The organism is Streptomyces sp. NPDC043738, from assembly GCF_056436545.1.
On sequence record NZ_JBWKCJ010000008.1, the window covers coordinates 52759 to 71319 of the forward strand.

The 18561-nt window shown below is 69.8% G+C and carries 20 protein-coding genes; 11 read left to right on the plus strand and 9 right to left on the minus strand.

From position 1 onward, the window contains the following. Positions 1 to 3 precede the first annotated feature (3 nt). Both AC0680_RS13345 and AC0680_RS13350 read right to left on the minus strand, forming a co-directional pair. Positions 4 to 660, minus strand: coding sequence for a DUF4870 domain-containing protein (locus AC0680_RS13345; RefSeq protein ID WP_478627763.1), 657 nt, complete (start codon positions 658 to 660; stop codon positions 4 to 6). Positions 661 to 748: 88 nt separating this feature from the next. Beyond that, on the minus strand, positions 749 to 1342 hold the full coding sequence (locus tag AC0680_RS13350; RefSeq protein WP_478627765.1) for a rhomboid family intramembrane serine protease: 594 nt from the start codon (positions 1340 to 1342) through the stop codon (positions 749 to 751). Between the two features lie 142 nt (positions 1343 to 1484). Here AC0680_RS13350 and AC0680_RS13355 point away from each other — a divergent pair, with 142 nt between their 5' ends. Beyond that, positions 1485 to 2213 (plus strand): UbiX family flavin prenyltransferase, encoded by a 729-nt coding sequence (locus tag AC0680_RS13355; protein WP_384441614.1) that lies wholly within the window; start codon positions 1485 to 1487, stop codon positions 2211 to 2213. A 31-nt stretch (positions 2214 to 2244) separates the two neighbouring features. Here AC0680_RS13355 and AC0680_RS13360 read toward each other — a convergent pair whose 3' ends face one another. Further along, positions 2245 to 2379 (minus strand): hypothetical protein, encoded by a 135-nt coding sequence (locus AC0680_RS13360; protein ID WP_384441639.1) that lies wholly within the window; start codon positions 2377 to 2379, stop codon positions 2245 to 2247. 121 nt (positions 2380 to 2500) lie between these two features. Between AC0680_RS13360 and AC0680_RS13365 the strand changes: the two genes are divergently transcribed. The 5 genes from AC0680_RS13365 to AC0680_RS13385 all read left to right on the plus strand — a co-directional run bounded on the left by AC0680_RS13365 (position 2501) and on the right by AC0680_RS13385 (position 7156). Further along, positions 2501 to 2959, plus strand: coding sequence for an Lrp/AsnC family transcriptional regulator (locus tag AC0680_RS13365; RefSeq protein ID WP_384441617.1), 459 nt, complete (start codon positions 2501 to 2503; stop codon positions 2957 to 2959). A gap of 158 nt (positions 2960 to 3117) precedes the next feature. Then, complete coding sequence (gene mqnE / locus AC0680_RS13370; RefSeq protein ID WP_430980441.1) at positions 3118 to 4281, plus strand: aminofutalosine synthase MqnE; 1164 nt, start codon at positions 3118 to 3120, stop codon at positions 4279 to 4281. A 45-nt stretch (positions 4282 to 4326) separates the two neighbouring features. Beyond that, entirely contained in the window at positions 4327 to 4851 is a 525-nt protein-coding gene (locus AC0680_RS13375) for an N-acetyltransferase family protein (RefSeq protein ID WP_478627768.1), read from the plus strand. A 122-nt stretch (positions 4852 to 4973) separates the two neighbouring features. Next, on the plus strand, positions 4974 to 5264 hold the full coding sequence (locus AC0680_RS13380) for a DUF4229 domain-containing protein (RefSeq protein ID WP_478627770.1): 291 nt from the start codon (positions 4974 to 4976) through the stop codon (positions 5262 to 5264). A gap of 515 nt (positions 5265 to 5779) precedes the next feature. Next, the gene (locus AC0680_RS13385; RefSeq protein WP_478627772.1) at positions 5780 to 7156 is read left to right on the plus strand and encodes a dicarboxylate/amino acid:cation symporter; all 1377 of its coding nucleotides are present in this window, start codon (positions 5780 to 5782) and stop codon (positions 7154 to 7156) included. A 91-nt stretch (positions 7157 to 7247) separates the two neighbouring features. On the opposite strand, the gene AC0680_RS13390 is transcribed toward AC0680_RS13385, so the two are convergent. Beyond that, on the minus strand, positions 7248 to 8123 hold the full coding sequence (locus AC0680_RS13390; protein ID WP_478627774.1) for an alpha/beta fold hydrolase: 876 nt from the start codon (positions 8121 to 8123) through the stop codon (positions 7248 to 7250). 142 nt (positions 8124 to 8265) lie between these two features. On the opposite strand from AC0680_RS13390, the gene AC0680_RS13395 reads away from it, so the two are divergent. Then, positions 8266 to 9006 carry a TetR/AcrR family transcriptional regulator gene (locus AC0680_RS13395; RefSeq protein WP_478627777.1) on the plus strand — a complete coding sequence of 247 codons (741 nt, stop codon included), beginning with the start codon at positions 8266 to 8268 and terminating at the stop codon, positions 9004 to 9006. Here AC0680_RS13395 and AC0680_RS13400 read toward each other — a convergent pair. Continuing rightward, complete coding sequence (locus AC0680_RS13400) at positions 9003 to 9539, minus strand: hypothetical protein (RefSeq protein ID WP_478627779.1); 537 nt, start codon at positions 9537 to 9539, stop codon at positions 9003 to 9005. The two genes, AC0680_RS13395 and AC0680_RS13400, sit on opposite strands and share 4 nt — an antisense overlap. 484 nt (positions 9540 to 10023) lie before the next feature. Between AC0680_RS13400 and AC0680_RS13405 the strand changes: the two genes are divergently transcribed. Continuing rightward, positions 10024 to 11928: an AMP-dependent synthetase/ligase gene (locus AC0680_RS13405; protein WP_478628062.1), complete on the plus strand. Its 1905-nt coding sequence runs from the start codon at positions 10024 to 10026 to the stop codon at positions 11926 to 11928. A gap of 118 nt (positions 11929 to 12046) precedes the next feature. Here AC0680_RS13405 and AC0680_RS13410 read toward each other — a convergent pair whose 3' ends face one another. Further along, positions 12047 to 12274, minus strand: coding sequence for a hypothetical protein (locus tag AC0680_RS13410; protein WP_478627781.1), 228 nt, complete (start codon positions 12272 to 12274; stop codon positions 12047 to 12049). Positions 12275 to 12390: 116 nt separating this feature from the next. Between AC0680_RS13410 and AC0680_RS13415 the strand changes: the two genes are divergently transcribed. Continuing rightward, positions 12391 to 13242: a helix-turn-helix domain-containing protein gene (locus tag AC0680_RS13415; protein WP_478627784.1), complete on the plus strand. Its 852-nt coding sequence runs from the start codon at positions 12391 to 12393 to the stop codon at positions 13240 to 13242. 1 nt (position 13243) lies between these two features. Beyond that, positions 13244 to 13450, plus strand: a complete 207-nt coding sequence (locus AC0680_RS13420; protein WP_478627787.1) for a DUF397 domain-containing protein — start codon at positions 13244 to 13246, stop codon at positions 13448 to 13450. Here AC0680_RS13420 and AC0680_RS13425 read toward each other — a convergent pair. The 3 genes from AC0680_RS13425 to AC0680_RS13435 all read right to left on the minus strand — a co-directional run bounded on the left by AC0680_RS13425 (position 13401) and on the right by AC0680_RS13435 (position 17393). Beyond that, positions 13401 to 16058, minus strand: coding sequence for a tetratricopeptide repeat protein (locus tag AC0680_RS13425; RefSeq protein ID WP_478627790.1), 2658 nt, complete (start codon positions 16056 to 16058; stop codon positions 13401 to 13403). The two genes, AC0680_RS13420 and AC0680_RS13425, sit on opposite strands and share 50 nt — an antisense overlap. A 158-nt stretch (positions 16059 to 16216) precedes the next feature. Then, entirely contained in the window at positions 16217 to 16528 is a 312-nt protein-coding gene (locus AC0680_RS13430; protein WP_407286974.1) for a hypothetical protein, read from the minus strand. Between the two features lie 661 nt (positions 16529 to 17189). Beyond that, positions 17190 to 17393 (minus strand): cold-shock protein, encoded by a 204-nt coding sequence (locus tag AC0680_RS13435; RefSeq protein ID WP_360956489.1) that lies wholly within the window; start codon positions 17391 to 17393, stop codon positions 17190 to 17192. Positions 17394 to 17711: 318 nt separating this feature from the next. On the opposite strand from AC0680_RS13435, the gene AC0680_RS13440 reads away from it, so the two are divergent. Further along, complete coding sequence (locus tag AC0680_RS13440) at positions 17712 to 18554, plus strand: menaquinone biosynthetic enzyme MqnA/MqnD family protein (protein WP_478628064.1); 843 nt, start codon at positions 17712 to 17714, stop codon at positions 18552 to 18554. The last annotated feature ends 7 nt before the right edge of the window (positions 18555 to 18561 follow it).

Genomic DNA, 18561 nt, shown 5'->3' on the forward strand with positions numbered 1-18561 from the left:
GTGTCAGCCCTTGCTGACCGGCCAGGCGATCAGGCGCGGGTAGGTCCACAGTTCGCCGCGGGTGGCCTTGACCGTGGCGATGATGGCGCAGACCATGCCGGATATGCCGTAGGCGGCCATGATGCCGATCACGGTCAGCAGCGGCACCGCGAGTCCGGAGCTGTTGCGCTGGGCTTCGGTGTGGGCGGCCGCCGCGAAGATGAAGGCGCTGGCGAAGTAGAGGATCACGCCGAGGGCCGCCATGACGGCCTGGGTGATGCCGAAGTTCAGCGCCTGGGTGGCGTGGTGGCGGACGTAGGGGTCGTGCTTGTGGCGCTCGTTGCCGCGGATGGACATCGGGAAGATCCAGCCGAGGAAGGCGCCCAGGCCGCAGCACACCATGGAGCCGGCCGTGACGGTCAGCAGCGCGCCCAGATGGGACCACATCGCGGGGCTCGTGGAGGGGCTGGGCGGGGGCTGGGTGCCGTAGCCGGGAGTCGGGCCGTAGGCCGGGCCGGGGGTCTGGTAGCCGGGGCCCGGCTGCTGGTACCCGGGGGCGCCGGGGTAGCCGTAACCGCCGTCGGGCGCCGCGCCGTTGGGCCACGGGGACTGAGGCGTCCCGTACGGCTGCTGGGGACCGCCGCTGTGCGGTCCGTAACCCGGCTGGTGGTAGTCGGACATGGTCTGCTCACCCCGTGTGTGCTGCGTGCTTCGCCCGCGCGGTGCGTGGTGTCGCGTAACGCCTCGGCGGCTCCCGTTCGTTCCGAGGCTACGGGACCGGTCCGACAGTGGCTCCGGCGGTGGTGTTGCGGGCGCGCTCCCGGAAGGCGAAGGCCGCCAGCACTCCGCCGATCAGGCCGAAGAGGTGGCCCTGCCAGCTGATGCCGCTGTCGGTCGGCAGCGCGCCCCACAGGATCGAGCCGTACACCGCGCCGACGACCAGGCCGATGCCGATGTCGAGCGGTTTGCGCTCGATGAAGCCGCGCACCAGGAGGTAGCCGAAGAGTCCGAAGACGACGCCGGAGGCGCCCGCGGTGTTGCTGTACGGGGCGGCCGTCAGCCAGACCCCCAGCCCGCTGGTGAGGATGATCAGCGCGACGACGGCGAGGAAGCGCCGCACCCCGCTGCGCAGCGCGGCGATGAAGCCCAGCAGCAGCAACGGCAGGGTGTTGGCCGCCAGATGGCCGAAGCCGAAGTGCAGGAAGGCCGCGGGCACCACGTCGACCAGCTCGGCGGGCTCGCGCGGCTGTATGCCGAAGGTGTCCAGCGCGCCGGCGGTGACGAAGTCGACGCCCTCCAGCAGCCACAGCAGCGCGACCCAGCCCAGCATCAGACAGATCGCCGGCTTGGCTCGTGCGGTCATTCCCGGCCCTCCCTTCTCCTCCCCCGGCGGGTGGCCCCGCGGGCGGCCTCCCCGGTCGGCCCCCGGCGGGTCCGCGCGTGAGGGGCGCACAGGTAACAACGGCCGTGACGGGGTCTGTGGTTCCGCCGGATAGGCTCGATGCGTGGAGCCGCCGCACAACGACACCAGCAAGCAGGACCCCGGGCGACGCCGTCCGTGGGTCGTGGGGATCTCCGGCGCGTCCGGGACGCCGTACGCGGCTTCCGTGCTGCGCGGGCTGCTCGCCGCGGGGGAGGCGGTGGACCTGGTCGTCAGCCGGGCGTCGCGGCTGACGCTGCTGGATGAGACCGGGATCGCGTTCCGGGATGCTCATTGGCGCGCTGACCTGCGGGAATGGCTGGCGCGCGGGGCGGACGGCAAACCGGCGACGTTTCCGGTGACGGAGGCGGACCTGGCGGATGTGCGCTACTGGGCGGCCGGGGATCTGGCGGCCGGGCCGTCGTCGGGTTCGTATCCGGTGAAGGGGATGCTGATCGTCCCGGCGAGCACGGCGTGTGTGGCCGGTGTGGCGCTCGGGCTGTCGAAGGACCTGCTGCAGCGGGTGGCGAGCGTGACGCTCAAGGAGCGGCGGCGGCTGGTGGTGGCGGTGCGGGAGACCCCGCTGAACGGGCCGACGCTGAAGCATCTGGTGACGCTGGACGAGGCGGGCGCCGTGGTGCTGCCCGCCTCGCCGGCGTTCTACGCGGGAGCGACGCACATCCAGGATCTGGTGGACTTCGTCGCGGGCCGGGTGCTCGATGCGGCGGAGGTGCCGCACGGGTTGTACCGGCGTTGGGAGGGGGAGCTTCGGGGTGGCTCCAAGGAAGAGGAGGAGGCCCCGGACGCTCCTTAGTCAGCGCCTGAGTCGGCGCTTCTTCGGTCGGTCAGCTCTTCTTCGCCGCGGCGGCGCGGCCGAAGCGGCGACGGGCCCGCGGCTCCGCGGGCTTGTGGGCACGTGAACGATTGGCCTGGTCCTGCAGCTCGCGCATGCGGGCGTAGGCCATCTCGATCGAGTACACGGTGACAGCTCCTGTGAGATCGTCTTTGATCGTTTGGAAGATTCGCAGGGTCTAGGCCCTGTGTGCCTTAGATTCTACATGCAGAACTCGAAAATGCGTAAAGATTGGAAGGCTTGAGGGCATGGACGCGGTGGATAGGCAGCTCATCCAGGCACTTCGCGAGAACGGCCGGGCCTCGTACGCGGAGCTCGGGCGCCTCGTCGGCCTCTCCGGGCCCAGCGTCACGGACCGGATCAACCGCCTCGAAGCGGCCGGTGTGATCACCGGCTACCGGGCCACGGTCGACGCCGCCTCGCTCGGCCTCGGCGTCACCGCGCTGGTCGGCATCTCGCTGTCGGACGCCGCCGACCACGAGGACGTCGCCCGCCGGCTGCGCGACCTCGCCGAGATCGAGGACTGCTGGTTCATCGCCGGCGACGACTCGTACATGCTCAAGGTGCGGGTGGGCGACGTGGACGGCTTGGAGCGCACCATCCGGCGACTGTCCGGCACCAAGGGCGTCTCCCGTACGCGCACCACGATCGTGCTCTCCACCAAGTGGGAGAACCGCGTCGGCGAGCTGCCCGAAGAGGTCGAGTAGGCCACCGGATCCAGGCGGGACACTGCAGGGCGGACGGGTGCACCAAGGGGGCCCCGTCCGCTGTCATTACGGGGGAGTACGCTCGACGAAGCCTGTTTGCTGCACGGAAGCGGCACAGAATACGGCAGAGACTGGGAGGCGACCGGATGGCTGCGTCGATGGATGCGGGCCTCAAGCGCGAGCTGGAGGCGAAGGTCCACGCCGGGGAGCGGCTGACCCGCGAGGACGGCATCGCCCTGTACGAGTCCGACGACCTGGCGTGGCTGGGCGGCCTGGCCCACGAGGTGCGCACGCGCAAGAACGGCGACGTCGTCCACTTCAACGTCAACCGCCACCTCAACATGACCAACGTGTGCACCGCGTCGTGCGCCTACTGCTCCTTCCAGCGCAAGCCGGGCGAGAAGGACGCGTACACGATGCGCATCGAGGAGGCCGTCCGCCTCGCCAAGGCGATGGAGAACGACAACCTCACCGAGCTGCACATCGTCAACGGGCTGCACCCCAATCTGCCGTGGCGGTACTACCCGCGCTCGCTGAGCGAGCTCAAGAAGGCCCTGCCGAACGTCTCGTTGAAGGCCTTCACCGCCACCGAGATCCACCACTTCGAGACCATCTCGGGCCTGTCCGCCTCCGAGATCCTCGACGAGCTGATCGACGCCGGTCTGGAGTCGCTCACCGGCGGCGGCGCGGAGATCTTCGACTGGGAGATCCGGCAGCACATCGTCGACCACCGCACCCACTGGGAGGACTGGTCGCGCATCCACCGCCTCGCGCACGAGAAGGGCCTCAAGACCCCCTCGACCATGCTCTACGGGCACATCGAGGAGCCCCGCCACCGCGTCGACCACGTGCTGCGGCTGCGTGAACTCCAGGACGAGACCGGCGGCTTCCAGGTCTTCATCCCGCTGCGCTACCAGCACGACTTCGTGGACATGAAGGACGGCAAGGTCCGCAACCGCCTCCAGGCCCGTACGACGATGGCCACCGGCGCCGAGGCGCTGAAGGTCTTCGCCGTCTCCCGCCTGCTGTTCGACAACGTCCCGCACATCAAGTGCTTCTGGGTGATGCACGGTCTGCAGACGACCCAGCTCGCCCTGCAGCACGGCGCCGACGACATGGACGGCTCGGTCGTCGAGTACAAGATCACCCACGACGCGGACAACTACGGCACGCCCAACAAGCTGACCCGTGAGGACCTGCTGGAGCTGATCCGCGACGCCGGCTTCCGCCCCGTCGAGCGCAACACCCGCTACGAGGCCATCCGCGAGTACCCGGGCCCGGATCCCGAGCGCCGCGAATCGCCGCAGCCGATGCGCGTCTGAGCTGGTCGGAGCCCATTGTCGGAGGGCGGGGTTAGGGTCCGGGGTATGAGCGTGCGTTTCGACCCGGATCCCCCCGTCACCCCCGAACTCCGCGACGGGATCTGCGCGTTGTGGGCCGAGGTCTCCAACGCCGACGGTGCCGTCGGCTTCGTCCCGCCGGTGACGGAGCAGGACGTCCGCCCCGAGCTGCTCAAGCATCTGACGGCCATGGCCGAGGGCCGGGCGCGCCTGCTGGTCGGGCGGGACGCGGACGACCGGGTCGTGGCGACGGCGTTCCTCACCCTCAACACGCACCGCCTGATGCGGCACTGGCTGTGGGTCTACACCGTCATGCTCCACCCCTCCCTCCAGGGCCGCGGCGCGGGCCGCCGGCTGATGGAGGCCGTCGCCGAGACCGCCCGCGGCATCGACGGCATATCCGGCATCCGGCTCACCTGCCGCGGCGGCACGGGCCTGAGCCGCTTCTACGGGTCCTGCGGCTACAAGGAGGTCGGCCGGGTCCCCGGTGCCATCAAGGTCGCCGACGGCGACTTCCGCGACGACGTCACGATGTGGCTGGAGCTGGGCTGAGCCGGGCGCAGGGCCGGTCCGAGGCGCGGCGGCCCGTGGCGGGGGCCCGGAAGATCGCCGGTGGCGCTGTGCTTGACTGGAAGAAGAACCTTTCGGTTGCCGTTGAGAAGAAGGTCCCGTCCGTGAGTAGCCACAAGTTCGCCACGCTCCGCTACACCGCCCTTCGCATCGGCCTGTTCGTCGCCTGCTTCGCGGTGGTGTGGGCGCTGGCCTACTTCCACGTCATCCCGCTCGCCGTGGGCGCGTCCAACACCGTGTGGATGCTGCTGCTCGCCATCGTGATCTCCGCGCCCCTCAGCTTCGTGCTGCTGCGCAAGCAGCGGGATGCGATGTCCGAGCAGATCGTCGCCAAGGTCGACCGGCAGCGCGAGCGGCTCGCGGCCAACGCCGGCCAGGAGGACGGCCTGCACTAGCGGCCGCCCCTGCCCGGCACACGCCGCGCGGTACACACCCTTCGCTGGTACAGACCTTTCTGTAAGACGCCTCACAGCCGGCGGGCACCCCGCCGGCGCGGCAGTACGACATCTTTCAGGCGCCCGTCGCCGTGGGCATCGCTCCACGGCCGGGCGCCTGTCGCGTTGTTGACCGGATCCGGGGGCTGCCGTGCTCGTCGGCGGGCGGCTTCGCCGTCCTCGCGTCCACGGTGTCCCCGCCCGCCACCCCGGCCGGACCTCAAAGATTTTCTTTGGGTTCCTCAAAGTTCAAGTGTTAACGTACTTGCCATGAAGACCGCAGCCGCGCCCCCGTCCCCCATGAGCGTTCCGCTCGTGGCGCGCCTGCACGTCGATCTTTGCCGCTGTATGTCCGCGGCCTGTTGCCGCCGCTGACCGACCTCGTCCAGCGGCCGGAGATCCTGTCTGAAGCACGGACCTCCTGGCGCTCCTTTCTGCCGTTTCCCCACGCCTTATCTGTCCCCGGAGTGTGTCCGTTGTCCACGTCTGCCGAGACCTCCCAGTCCGCACAGACCCCCAAGGCCCCCAAGGCCTCCCGAATACCCAAGGTCCCGTTCTGGGCCCAGATCCTCGCCGGCCTCGCCCTGGGCGTGCTGCTCGGCGGGGTAGCCAAGAGCGGTGACATCGGCTGGCTCACCTCCACGCTGGCGCACATCGGCGACCTCTTCGTCCAGCTGCTGAAGCTGGCCGTCGCCCCGCTGGTCTTCTTCGCCATCCTGGTGTCGATCACCAACCTGCGGCAGGTCAACAACGCCGCCCGGCTCGCCTCCCGCACCCTGCTGTGGTTCATGGCCACCTCGCTGATCGCCGTCGCGATCGGCCTGGCGATCGGCCTGCTCACCAACCCCGGCGCGGGCACCGGCCTGACCCCCAAGGACGGCAAGCTCCCCGAGCACGCCGGCTCCTGGATCGATTTCCTGACCGGCATCGTCCCCACCGACATCATCACGCCGTTCACCGAGCTCAACGTCCTGCAGATCGTCTTCATGGCAGCCGTCGCCGGTATCGCGGCGCTGCAGCTCGGCGAGAAGGCCGAGCCGGTCCTCAAGGTCAGCCGCTCGGTCCTGGAGCTGCTCCAGAAGGCCCTGTGGTGGGTCATCCGGCTCGCCCCGCTCGGCACCGTCGGCCTGATCGGCAACGCCATCGCGACGTACGGCTGGAACCTGATCGGCAAGTACGCGACCTTCACCGTCGACATCTACGTCGGCTGCGCCCTGGTGCTCTTCGGTGTCTACCCGCTGCTGCTGTCGACCGTCGCCAAGGTCAACCCGCTGCAGTTCTTCCGCGGTGCCTGGCCCGCCATCCAGCTGGCCTTCGTCTCCCGCTCGTCGGTCGGCACCATGCCGGTCACCCAGAAGGTCACCGAGCGCCTCGGTGTGCCGCGTGAGTACGCCTCCTTCGCGGTGCCGTTCGGCTCGACGACCAAGATGGACGGCTGCGCCTCGATCTACCCGGCGATCGCCGCGATCTTCATCGCGCAGATCTTCGACATCCCCCTCGGCATCGGCGACTACCTCCTGATCGCGTTCGTCTCGGTCATCGGTTCCGCCGCCACCGCGGGTCTGACCGGCGCCACGGTCATGCTGACCCTGACCCTCTCCACCCTGGGCCTGCCCCTGGAGGGCGTCGGCCTGCTGATGGCCATCGACCCGATCCTGGACATGATGCGTACGGCCACCAACGTGGCCGGTCAGGCGCTGGTCCCGATCCTGGTCGCCGCCAAGGAGAAGATCCTGGACCGCGAGGCGTACGCGGCCGCCACCAGCATCCGCATCGGCGACGGCGACAGCGGTGCGACCGCGGCCGCCGAGCCGGAGCCCACGGCCGTCCCCGCCGCGGCCGCCGCGGGCTGACCCCCCTCGCACGCCGAACGGCGCCCCCGCAGCCAGTGCACACCGGCTGCGGGGGCGCCGTTCGTACGGCCGGACGCCGGCGTGGGGCGGGTCAGCGGGCCGCCGTCGTGTGCGCCAGGATCGCGTCGGCCAGCGGGCCGTGTACGGCCGGCGGCAGCGCGTGCCCCATCCCCGGGATCTCGACCACGTACGCGCCGTTGACGCACTGCGCCAGGTGCTGGGGGTGCGGCAGCGGGAAGACCGGTTCGGCGGGCGCGGAGACCACGAGGACCGGTACGCGGTTGCCGGCGAGTCGTTCCGTACGGAGCATCCCGGAGTCGTCGGCGCGGGCGTGTGCGGTACTCACCCGGTGGTGGCCCGTGTGCGCGATGACACCTTTTTCCAGGGAGCGGAAGAAGTCCGCGTCGAAGGGGAGTTGGTCACCGGCGAGTACCCGCCAGTGTTCGAGCCGGCGCCGCACCTCCGCCTCCGGGCCGTGATCCTCCACCGGGCGGGCCCACAACTCCAGCACCTCGGGCGCGATACCAGGGAGTTCGCCGACCGGTACGGTGCCGCCGTCGGGGCGGGTGTAGGCGGTGGTGCTGAGGGCACACGTGCCCAAGAGAGTGGCGCTGAGTACTCGGTCGGGGTGGTCGGCGAGCAGCATCTGGGCCAGCATGCCGCCCAATGACATGCCGACGATGTGCGCCCGCTCGATGCCCAACCCGTCCAGGACCGCGATCGCGTCAGTGGCGAGGTCCGCGATCCGGTAGGGCTGCTCCTCGAACGGCCGGCTGGAGCGGCCGGTGTCGCGGTGGTCGTAACGGATGACCCGGTGGTGCGCGGCCAGGGCGTCGACCAGCGGATCCGGCCAGCCGATCCCGGTGGCCTGGGCACCCATGATCAGCAGCAACGGGGGAGCGTCGGCGGTGCCGCGCTGCTCGGTCCACAGCCGGACGCCGGGGGCGGCGTCGATGAACTGCTGCACGGTCTGTCCTCCAGAGGAGAGGTAGGGCACATGCCCATCAGCAACATGACGAGACGTATCGTCTCGTTGCGGCGGAGATTCTGTCAAGAAACCAGGGGTGGGAGGCGAAGATCGTAAAATTACTCGTCAGTAACGGGGTGGGATGGAGGGACTTCCAGGGGTGGGAGCTGTGAAGAGCAAGCGGGTGCCACGGGCGATCCGGGAGCAGCAGATGCTCGACGCCGCGGTGCTGACGTTCGCGCGGCGCGGTTACCGGACTGCTTCGATGGACGAGATCGCAGAGATGGCCGGAGTCTCCAAGCCGTTGGTCTATCTCTACCTGAATTCGAAGGAAGAGCTGTTCAGCGCGGTGATCCGGCGGGAGGCCGCGGCGCTGGTGGCGGCCGTGACGGCGGCCGTCGAGCCGGCGGCGACGGCCGACCGCCAACTGTGGAGCGGTCTGCAGGGCTTCTTCGCGCACACCGCCGAGAACCCGGACGGCTGGGCCGTACTGCACCACCAGGCCCGGACGCACGGCGAGCCGTTCGCCCGCGAAGTCGCCGCGCTGCGGGCGGACATCGTCGCCTTCGTCACGGAGGTCATCGGCATGGCCGCCAAGGAGGCGGGCTGTGTCGGCGAACTGGCCGACCGCGAGGTGGCGGGCCTGGCGCACGCCCTGGTGGGCGCGGCCGAGTCGCTCGCCGAATGGGCCAACGTCCGTACGGACGAGGGGCCTTCGGGGGAGCGGGAGCACCCCACGGCGAAGGACGCCGCGGCCACGATGATGAATTTCGCCTGGGCGGGCCTCGGTCGCCTGATGGGCGGGCAGCGCTGGACGCCGGGCGGACTCGCCGGTCGCGAGGGCCACCCGGCGCCTGGGGGCGAGGGGGAGGGCGCGCCCTAGCGCCGATCGCCCCGCTGGCCGGTGGTGAGCAGTCCGCCACCGGCCAGCGCGGCGGCCGCCCCGCCGCCGCCGACTATCAGGGCCGCGTCGGCCCCCATCTGCGTGGCGCTGTCGACGGCGGCCCCGCGGGCGGCGGTCGCGCCGCAGGCGGGTCCGGGGGCGGTGGGCTTGCGGTGTGTGGCGTCCGCGACCGCCCGCCGCCCGCCGCCCCGCTTCGCCGGGCGCTCGGCCCCCTTCTCCTCCGGCTCCTCCTCCACCTCCGGCGGCTTGCGCTCCTCTTCCGGCTGCTTGCCGAGGTGGGAGAGCTGGGCCCGCACGCTCTTGGGGTGCACGGGCGATCCGACGGCGAACGCACCGACCGGGACGACCGCGGCCCCGGCGAGGACCACCGTGACGACGGCGGTACGCAGGGCGTTGCGGGCGGTGCGGCCCCTGTGGGCGGCGCGGGTGGTGGGGGCGTCGTCGTGTGCGGTGCGGGGGGCGGGGGTGTTGCTGCGGGGGGCGCGGGTGTTGCTGCGGGTGATGTCGCGCATCGGCTCGTGACCCTTCTCGTGGTGCGTCAACTTCCTGCCCGCAACGCTATTTCCGGGTCCATGGCGGACACATCGGAAGAACGGGCAGCGTCCGCCCGGCCCACCTGGCCGGAAGGACCAGGTCACGCCCCCTCGGGCCGGGACACAAGTCCCGGACTTTGCGCCCGGGGCATTGGCCGGCTCCCGCTCCTCGCGTAAATTTACTGCGAAGTAAGGTTACTGGCGCGTCAAGAGTTCGGGGGGCAACTCCGCGACGCCGTCAGGGAGTTGGGTCGCACCCGCCGCCTCCCCGGGCAGTCGGCGCGCCCCTCTCACCGCACTCCGCAGGATCCACACCGCACTCCGCGCGAGAACCGAGGAGCCGCTCGTGTCCCACCAGGAAAGTGCACCCGCCGGAACGGCCGAGACCCCCCGGCACGCCCCCGGAACCCACCCCCGGAACAACCCGGGAAAGACCCCCGTCCCCACCCCTGCCGAACCCCGGATGACCCTCCACGACGGCGAGGTCCGCGAGGTCTACGTACCCCCGCTCGTCCCGCCCGTGGACCGCGGCTCGCTCGGCGACCTGCCCTTCGCCAACGCCGCCGAGGCCCCCACCGACATCGCCCTCGCCCGCAAGCAGCCCAGTGGCACCTGGCGCGACATCACCACCGCCGACTTCGCCGCCGAGGTGCACGCCGTCGCCAAGGGCCTGATCGCCTACGGCCTCCGCCCCGGCGACCGCCTGGCGATCATGGCTCGTACGACCTACGAGTGGACGTTGATCGACTTCGCCGCCTGGGCCGCCGGCCTGGTGACCGTCCCCCTCTACCCCACCTCCTCGGCCCACCAGGCGCAGTGGATCCTGCGCGACTCCGGCGCCCGCGCCTGCGTCGTCGAGAACGTCGAGGAGACCCGTCTGATCAGCGGCATCCGCACCGAACTCCCCGCCCTGGACCACCTGTGGCAGTTCAACACCGGCGCCGTCTCCCAGCTCGTCTCCGCGGGCCGCAACCTCCCGGACGAGGCGGTGGACGAGCGCCGCGCCGCCACCGGCCCGTACTCCCTCGCCACCCTCATCTACACCTCGGGCACCACCGGCCGTCCCAAGGGCTGCGCCCTCACCCACGCCAACTTCTTCGCCGAGGTCGACAACGCCGTAGAACTCCTCCACCCCGTCTTCAAGTCGGTGAGCGCGGAGCCCGCCTCCACCCTCCTCTTCCTGCCCCTCTCGCATGTCTTCGGCCGGATGGTCGCCGTCGGCTGCCTGCGCGCCCGCGTCCGCCTCGGCCACGCCCCCAGCATCCAGACCGACGACCTGCTGGCCGACCTGGCGGCCTTCCGTCCCACGTTCCTGCTCGCCATCCCCTACGTCCTGGAGAAGGTCTACAACACCGGCCGTGCCACCGCCGAGAAGATGGGACGCGCCTCCTCCTTCGACCGCGCGGCCCGCATCGCCCGCTCCTACGGTGAGGCCGTCGAGGCCGGAGAGCGCTCGGCTTCCGAAGGCCGGCTGAAGAGCCGAGGCGGAGCGAAGCGGAGCGGTGCGGGCTCCGGACCCGGCGTCGCCCTCAAGGCCGCCCGCAAGCTCTACGACCCCCTGGTCTACCGCCGCATCCGCGCCGCCCTCGGCGGCAAGGTCCGCTACGTCATCTGCGGCGGCTCGCCCCTCGGTCACCGCCTGGCGGCCTTCTACGCCGGCGCCGGCATCGAGGTCTTCGAGGGCTACGGCCTGACCGAGACGACGGCCGCCTCGACCGTCACCCCACCCCAGCGCCCCCGCATCGGCACGGTCGGCTGGCCCCTGCCCGGCACGGCCGTACGCATCGCCGACGACGGCGAGATCCTGCTGTACGGCGGCCATGTCTTCGCCGGCTACTGGGACCCCGCCCTCGGCGCGGCCCGCCCCGCGACCGACCAGCAGGGCTGGCTGCCCACCGGGGACCTCGGTTCCCTGGACGCGGACGGCTATCTGACCATCACCGGCCGCAAGAAGGAGATCATCGTGACGAGCGGCGGCAAGAACGTCGCCCCGGCGCCCCTGGAGGACCGTCTCCGCTCCCACCCCCTGATCGGCCAGTGCATGGTCATCGGCGACAACCGTCCGTACATCACCGCGTTGATCACGCTGGATCCCGACGGCCTGGCCCACTGGCGCCAGATGCACAAGAAGCGGGACGTGCCGCTGGCGGCGCTGGTCCGCGACGAGCGGCTGCTCGCCGACCTCCAGCGCGCCGTCGACGACGCGAACGAACTGGTCTCCCGTGCCGAGTCCATCCGCCGCTTCGCCGTCCTCCCCGCGGACTTCACCCCGGAATCAGGGCATCTGACCCCTTCGCTCAAGCTCCGGCGAACCGCCGTGGCCCGTGATTTCGCCAAAGACATAGCGGCGCTTTACGAAACGAGGTGACAACGGAAGCGCATCTGCTCTGGAGCGAAAGCCCTCGGCGCGTCAAACTGGAACCCCGTGTCACCTCTGTGGGGGAGGTGGCACGGGGCCTCTTTGCCTGCCTCTTTTCTCGGCTCCCTCACCCCGCTGCCGCTTTGCGGAGCGCTTCGATGAGCCTGCGCGCCGTGGCCGTATTGCAGTTACCGAGCGCGACCAGCGCCGGCAGATAGGTACCGGCGAGCGACGGCAGCTCCACGCCGAGCGACGGCAGCGTGATCCCGTTGTCCTTGAGCGCGGCCCGCAGCTGCTCGGTGCAGCTGTGCACGTCGAGTCCGTGCGGGTGGTCGTCGTGGATGTGGCTGGGCATGTGCGGAGGCCTTCCTGTGCGCATGGTGACGAACTGCTCACAGCGTGACGCGGCCGGGCGTAGCGTGGAAGGCGATCGGGTTGCGCAGCGCAACTTGCGGACAGCGGTGGTGAGTTATGCCTCCTCGTAAAGACCCCGACGGCTCGTCGAGCGTTCCGGCCTTCTACGGCGCCGAGTTGCGCTACCAGCGCGAGGCGGCGGGCCTGACGCTCGAACAGCTCGCGGAGGGCAGCTTCCGCGGTATCTCCTTCCTCAGCCAGATCGAGCGCGGTGAACGGCGAATGCCGGAGGACCTGGCCCGGCACGTCGACGAGAAACTGAAGACCGACGGGTTCTTCGCGCGGCGGTGTGAAGATGCGCGGAAGGCGCGTCAGTCGGGGATCGCCGAATACTTCGCGGATGTCGCGGAGATGGAGCAGTACGCCGAGACGATCGAGGACTGGGCGCCGTGGACCGTCCCGGGGCTGCTGCAGACAGCGCCGTACGCGCGGGCGATCATGCGGTCGGCCATGCCCTGGGGTGCCGCCGGCGAGATCGAGCAGATGGCGGCGGCGCGGCTGAAGCGGGCGCAACTCTTCGCGAGGGAGAAGCCCCCGTACTTCTGGGCGATCATCGATGAGGCCGTGATTCGCCGCCCGGTGCTCCCACCGGAGCAGATGGCGGAGCTGATGGACCACATCGCGAGCGTGGTGAAGGCGACGCCGTCGATTCTGCAGATCGTTCCGCACAACACGGCGCCACACCCCTTCATGATGGGCCACACCAAGATCATGGCCTTCTCCGATGCCCCCACCGTGGTGTACACGGAGGGCCTGCACAGCGGCCAACTCATCGACTATCCGGCGCTCGTGAAGCAGTACGGGCAGTCGTACGATTTGCTCAGGGCCGCCGCGCTACCGCCCGAGGCGTCCTTGTCCATGGTCGAGGCAGCGGCAGAGGAGTACCGAAGTGGCAAGCAGAAGGCCTGACTTGAGCTCCGCGATCTGGCGCAAGAGCAGCTACAGCAACGGCACCGGCGGTGACTGCGTCGAGGTCACCGACGACATACCCGGCCTCGTCCCCGTGCGGGACTCGAAGAACCCCGATGCTGGAGTCCTCATCCTCCCCGCCGCCGCCTGGGGCACGTTCATCGCGGCGATCGGATCAGAAGCGCGTTCCCGTCACGGAGTGCGGTGACGCGGTGCCGCGTCAGCTCGGGCACGGCACTCAGCGCCTGGCGGAAGGTCGAGTGCGCGGCCTCCCCTTCCAGCCAGTCGTCGAGGGTCTGCCAGGCCGCCGCGTAGCCCGTGGACAGTCTGCGGACCGTCCTCGTGTCCAGTCGGGCCACACCGCCCGCGGCGGCCTCCCGGAGGATCCTCTGGCCGGTGTTGCTGGTTGAGTAGGTGGTGCGTGCCATGGCCAGGTCGCGCTGTACCTCCGCGAGTGTCCGGCTGATCGTCAGGGCATCGGGGCGGCCGTCGGGCGACGCGGCCGCGTCCGGCACGAGCGGGGGCGGGAAGCCCGGCGAAGCGGAGGACACCGGCTGGCAGTTGGCCTGGATGTAGTGAATGAGGCTGACCCGGTCCTGCCATCTGCGTTTGTTCTCGTCGCCGGAGATCTGCCGTATCGACTTCCAGATCGTGCGCTCGACGCGAAGCCACTCCGTCGCACACTGGATATCGGCATCGGCCTGTTCGCTTCTGTGGCTCCAGACCTGCTGCATCACTTTGGCTATCTCTTCGAGGAGCCGGTAGTCGTACTCCCTCAGTTGTTCGTCGGACCGGCTGCTCGGCGAGATTTGCTCGAAGGTCTCCGCGCTGGGGTACACAGTCCGCACGAAGTCGTTGAAGAGGTCTTCCTTGCGGAGCAGGGCCAGGTCGGGGTCCTCCTCGACCAGCCATGACCGCTCCACCACCGCGAAACTCACGTGCGTGGACAATACAGCGCTCTCCAGCTGCTCCACGGCGAGACGTGTGAGGTCTTGGTGGCGCGTGTGGTTGCGGCGCGTGGCGTACAGGGCGACGGCATAGACGCATGCCGTGTTGTAGCGGGTGAGCCAGTCCTGACGAGCCGGTCTCCTCGACGCACGACGGAGCCGGCGAGGAAGATCCTCGAGATCCAGCTCCGCCCAGGAGATGCCCTTTCCGGGGCGTCGCCAGGCGTAGGGCTTTCGCCAGTCCTGGGGCGAATCGAGTCTCCTGTACTGCCAGCTCGCCCATGCCAGGCGCAGCGGTGCCCATACCTTCCGGTTGATCCGGAAGGCGCCGCGGGTCACGGGCTGCTGCGGGCCGAGGACGCTCTGGTAGTAGGCGGCGGGCCACAGGACTCGTGTCCGACTCCACGCCCGAAGGGGCCAGTAGAGCCAGACCCTGGCCCAGGCGTCATCCGCGGCGAGGCGCATCGTTTCCTGCAGGGCGGCTCTCTGGAACACCAGCCGAACTTCCTTTTCGTCCGCGCTCTTCCGCAGTGTGCGCCTCAGCGATTCCTTGCCCGCACGCTCCCGATCGCGCGGGGCCGTGGGAGCGTCGCGGGCGTCCAGGCCGACGGCGGTCTGCCAGTAGCGCTCCACGAGGAGGGGAATCAGCTGCTCATGCGTGCGGGCGCCGGTGGTTCCCTTACGCTGGCACCACTGCCGCGCCGTCGCCTCGGACGTGCCGAGGATGATCGAATTGCGATAGCGGAGGCCGAGCAGATCGCGGTACAGGCGCGGATGACGGAAATAGCGGAGCCGGCTGGGGTGCGGGGTCCAGCGGCTCAGCCACAGCCGCTCGCGGTATCCGCGCGCATCCTGCCCATCGAGCGTCAGCGCCCTTTGGCAGGTGTCGAGGGCATCGATGTGCAGGCCCATCTTCTCCTGCGTCTCGGCCAGTTCGGCTCGGAGGTAGGGGTTCCTGGGGTCGAGCCGTATGGCGGTGAAGTACTGCTCCAGGGCCTCGTGATGGCGGCCTTCACGGCACAGCTCGTTCGCTTCCTGGTACGCCTCGTACAGTTCGGGCTTCAGCTCCTGTCCCCACCACCGGCGCCAGGGCGGCAGCCGTCCCGCGCGGGTAACGGGGAGCAGTGTGCTGACGATCCAGCTGCCCGCCTTCCGGATGACGTCGTCCCAGTCGCTTCCCCACACGGCCGTCGCGCGCGAGCCGCCGAACAGGAACGCGGTCACGGTGATCGTCATGCCGTACTGGTCCGGCAGCGGAGCGGCGCGGAACTGGAGAATCCCGCTGACCCGGTAGGCCAGTTTGGGGCGCAGCCGGCTGAGCAGTCTGGGCAGCGTGCTCCCCAGCTTCTTGGGGTCGATCTCGACATCGCCGAGCAGCTCCAGGAAGGATTCGGCGGGGGCCTGGGCGGGGAGTGTCGCGGGCGGGTACATGCTGCTGTCGGACAGCCGGCGGCGCAGCCTCGCGGTGAGATCGGCATTGGACGGCTTGGGGGTCCCGGTTGGAGTGGCGTCCTCCAGCTGCTGTACGTCCACAGCTCCCGGCTTGTATGCCAGCCAGGCGCGCGTCGCCCGCCACAGCACGTACAGGAGCAGTAGTAGGACCAGGAAGAAGGCCAGCCGCGCGCCAATCGACGCCCCTCCGGCGCCTGGCTGGAAGACCGCTCCCAGGCCGCCGAACACCTGCCCAAGGAACCCGAAGACCGCAGGTCCCTCCCACGCAGTACGGCCCGGCTTGCCCGTCCCCGCCCACCACAGCGAGGCGATCAGCCCCGCGAACCCCACCGCGCTCCACACCCACCAGGCGACGAACCGCGGAGCGGGCAGCGGCGCCGTCAGACTGCGTGAGTTTTCGGCTCGGCCGTTGAACATGGCGGAATTCGGATCGTCCGGTGGTGCGGCACCCAAGCGCACCGGAGCCGTGCGGGCGAGGTGCGTCCCGCACCATCTACGTTACTCAGGAAGGCTGTTGTAGACACGGCAACTGTAGAGAGGGCAACCAAACCGTCCCGCCCGATCGCGGGGGCGCTTTACCGCGGCGGTAACGCCACCGCCGTCTGCATCTCGCAGGTGTTGCACCAAAACGCCCAGCCGTTGGCGTCGACGGAGCGCGATCCGCACGCCAGGCACGGGTCGCCCACGAAGCTCGCGGCGACCCAGGCGCCGGCCGTCGCCGCCCGGCGACCGGCGGCCGCGCATTCGTCGGCGTAACAGGGGATGCAGACTCCGCCCTGGCGGCCGGGCAGCTTCATCGAGCGTATGCCGCAGGTGGAGCACGGGAGCTTGCCGACGTACTGCGCGTCCAGGCCGACCGGCTTGCCGTTCCTGCTGAAGGCTGCCACGTCGCCTCCGCCTCCTCTTACGCCAGTACGGTTCCGGTGCCGCCGCATCCGGAGCACTGCGTGATGACTTCGTCGCCGGTCGGTGTCTCCCAGACCACGGTGCCTCTGCCGCCGCAATCGGGGCAGGGCTTCTGCGGGGGCAAGTGCTCGCTCATTCTGCCCACGGTAGGCCGCCCCATGTACCGATGTGACCACTTTCCGTGATCGGTTCGATACGCGGGCGGGTGCGGGCGCCGAGTCGGGGAGGGAGGGGGCGGGCGCTCCGCGGGGCGTTGGGAGCTCGGGACGGGGCGGGCTCGTCACCGGAGTGGTGGTGTACCGGTGTGCAGGAGCGCTGGAGAGTCGGATGCCGGATGCCGGATGCCGGATGCCGGATGCCGGATGCCGCAGTGCCGGATGTCGGAGTCCCGGGGCGTCGGCGGTAATTGTGGTGCGTTCCGGTTGTTTGGCGTTTTGTGTTTCCCGGTGCGCAATGGGGTGGGCGGGAAAATGTCATGTAGCTGCCATTTGCGCGCTCCGGTGCGGTGCCGGGAGCGGCAAAGGCCGCGGTGAACGGGGGCGGCGGACAAAAGGCAGGAGCCCCGCTCGCCACCGGAGTGGCGGAGCGGGGCTCCTTAGGTACTACTTTGGAGCGACCTGGAAGAATTCCGGGCCGGGCAACTTAGCTCGCGGTCACGTTCTCCGCCTGCGGACCCTTCGGGCCCTGCGTGACGTCGAAAGTCACCTGCTGGTTCTCCTCGAGGGAGCGGAAGCCAGAGGCGTTGATCGCGGAGTAGTGGACGAAGACATCCGGGCCGCCGCCGTCCTGGGCGATGAAGCCGAAGCCCTTTTCAGCGTTGAACCACTTGACGGTTCCGGTAGCCATAAGCCCTCCTTGGGCCAAAGGGTTGCCCTGCTCCAGAACCTGCAAACAAGTCTGAAAACTACAAAAGCCTGCGGGTCACATGCTCCGCAGGCTCTGTACTGCAAGGGAAACCAAACTGCAACTTGCGCTGAGCGTAGCATGGTGGCCTCGCGAGGCGGAAGAGCCAAAGATCACGTTTAACACTCAGCACTCATGTCCATAGGCGGCCCCACCTCGTCGGCCCTTGAGCGGCGGGTCTAGCCTCCGCATGTGGACAATTCAACCTTCGGAGACACGCCCGCAGGAGCCGATGGCGACCACCGTCGCAGCCGGCCGCGGGTGGGCCACATCCAGTTCCTGAACTGCCTGCCCCTTTACTGGGGCCTTGCCCGTACGGGCACCCTGCTCGATCTGGACCTGAGCAAGGACACGCCGGAGAAGCTCAGCGAGCAGCTGATCCGCGGGGAGCTGGACATCGCGCCGGTCACGCTCGTGGAATTCCTGCGGGCCGCCGACGATCTCGTCGCCTTCCCGGACCTCGCGGTCGGCTGCGACGGCCCGGTGATGTCCTGCGTGATCGTTTCGCAGAAGCCCCTGGAGGAGCTGGACGGCGCCCGGGTCGCCCTCGGCTCGACCTCGCGGACCTCCGTACGGCTGGCGCAACTGCTGCTGGCCGAGAAGGTGGGGGTGCGGCCCGACTACTACACCTGCCCGCCCGACCTCGGCCTGATGATGCAGGAGGCGGACGCGGCGGTGCTGATCGGGGACGCCGCGCTGCGGGCCAATCTGCACGACGGGCCGCGGCTCGGCCTCGAGGTGCACGACCTCGGGCAGATGTGGAAGGACTGGACGGGCCTGCCGTTCGTCTTCGCCGTGTGGGCGGCCCGGCGCGACTATCTGGAGCGTGAGCCGACCATGGTGCAGCAGGTGCACGAGGCGTTTCTCGCCTCCCGGGACCTGTCGCTGGAGGAGGTCGCCAAGGTCGCCGAGCAGGCGGCCCGGTGGGAGACCTTCGACGAGCCGGTGCTGGAGCGCTACTTCACCACGCTGGACTTCCGCTTCGGGGCCGATCAGCTGCGGGGCGTGGCGGAGTTCGCCCGCCGGGTCGGGCCGACGACCGGGTTCCCGGCGGATGTGAAGGTGGAGCTGCTGGGGGGACGCCCGGTAGTCGGCACCCCGTAGCCCGCCC

Coding starts and splice junctions, on each gene's coding strand:
- AC0680_RS13435 (WP_360956489.1), bottom strand. CDS start 17,393: ATGGCTACCGGAACCGTCAAGTGGTTCAACGCTGAAAAGGGCTTCGGC.
- AC0680_RS13395 (WP_478627777.1), top strand. CDS start 8,266: ATGGAGGGACTTCCAGGGGTGGGAGCTGTGAAGAGCAAGCGGGTGCCA.
- AC0680_RS13400 (WP_478627779.1), bottom strand. CDS start 9,539: ATGCGCGACATCACCCGCAGCAACACCCGCGCCCCCCGCAGCAACACC.
- AC0680_RS13345 (WP_478627763.1), bottom strand. CDS start 660: ATGTCCGACTACCACCAGCCGGGTTACGGACCGCACAGCGGCGGTCCC.
- AC0680_RS13415 (WP_478627784.1), top strand. CDS start 12,391: ATGCCTCCTCGTAAAGACCCCGACGGCTCGTCGAGCGTTCCGGCCTTC.
- AC0680_RS13425 (WP_478627790.1), bottom strand. CDS start 16,058: ATGTTCAACGGCCGAGCCGAAAACTCACGCAGTCTGACGGCGCCGCTG.
- AC0680_RS13410 (WP_478627781.1), bottom strand. CDS start 12,274: ATGCCCAGCCACATCCACGACGACCACCCGCACGGACTCGACGTGCAC.
- AC0680_RS13350 (WP_478627765.1), bottom strand. CDS start 1,342: ATGACCGCACGAGCCAAGCCGGCGATCTGTCTGATGCTGGGCTGGGTC.
- mqnE (WP_430980441.1), top strand. CDS start 3,118: ATGGATGCGGGCCTCAAGCGCGAGCTGGAGGCGAAGGTCCACGCCGGG.
- AC0680_RS13365 (WP_384441617.1), top strand. CDS start 2,501: ATGGACGCGGTGGATAGGCAGCTCATCCAGGCACTTCGCGAGAACGGC.
- AC0680_RS13405 (WP_478628062.1), top strand. CDS start 10,024: ATGACCCTCCACGACGGCGAGGTCCGCGAGGTCTACGTACCCCCGCTC.
- AC0680_RS13375 (WP_478627768.1), top strand. CDS start 4,327: ATGAGCGTGCGTTTCGACCCGGATCCCCCCGTCACCCCCGAACTCCGC.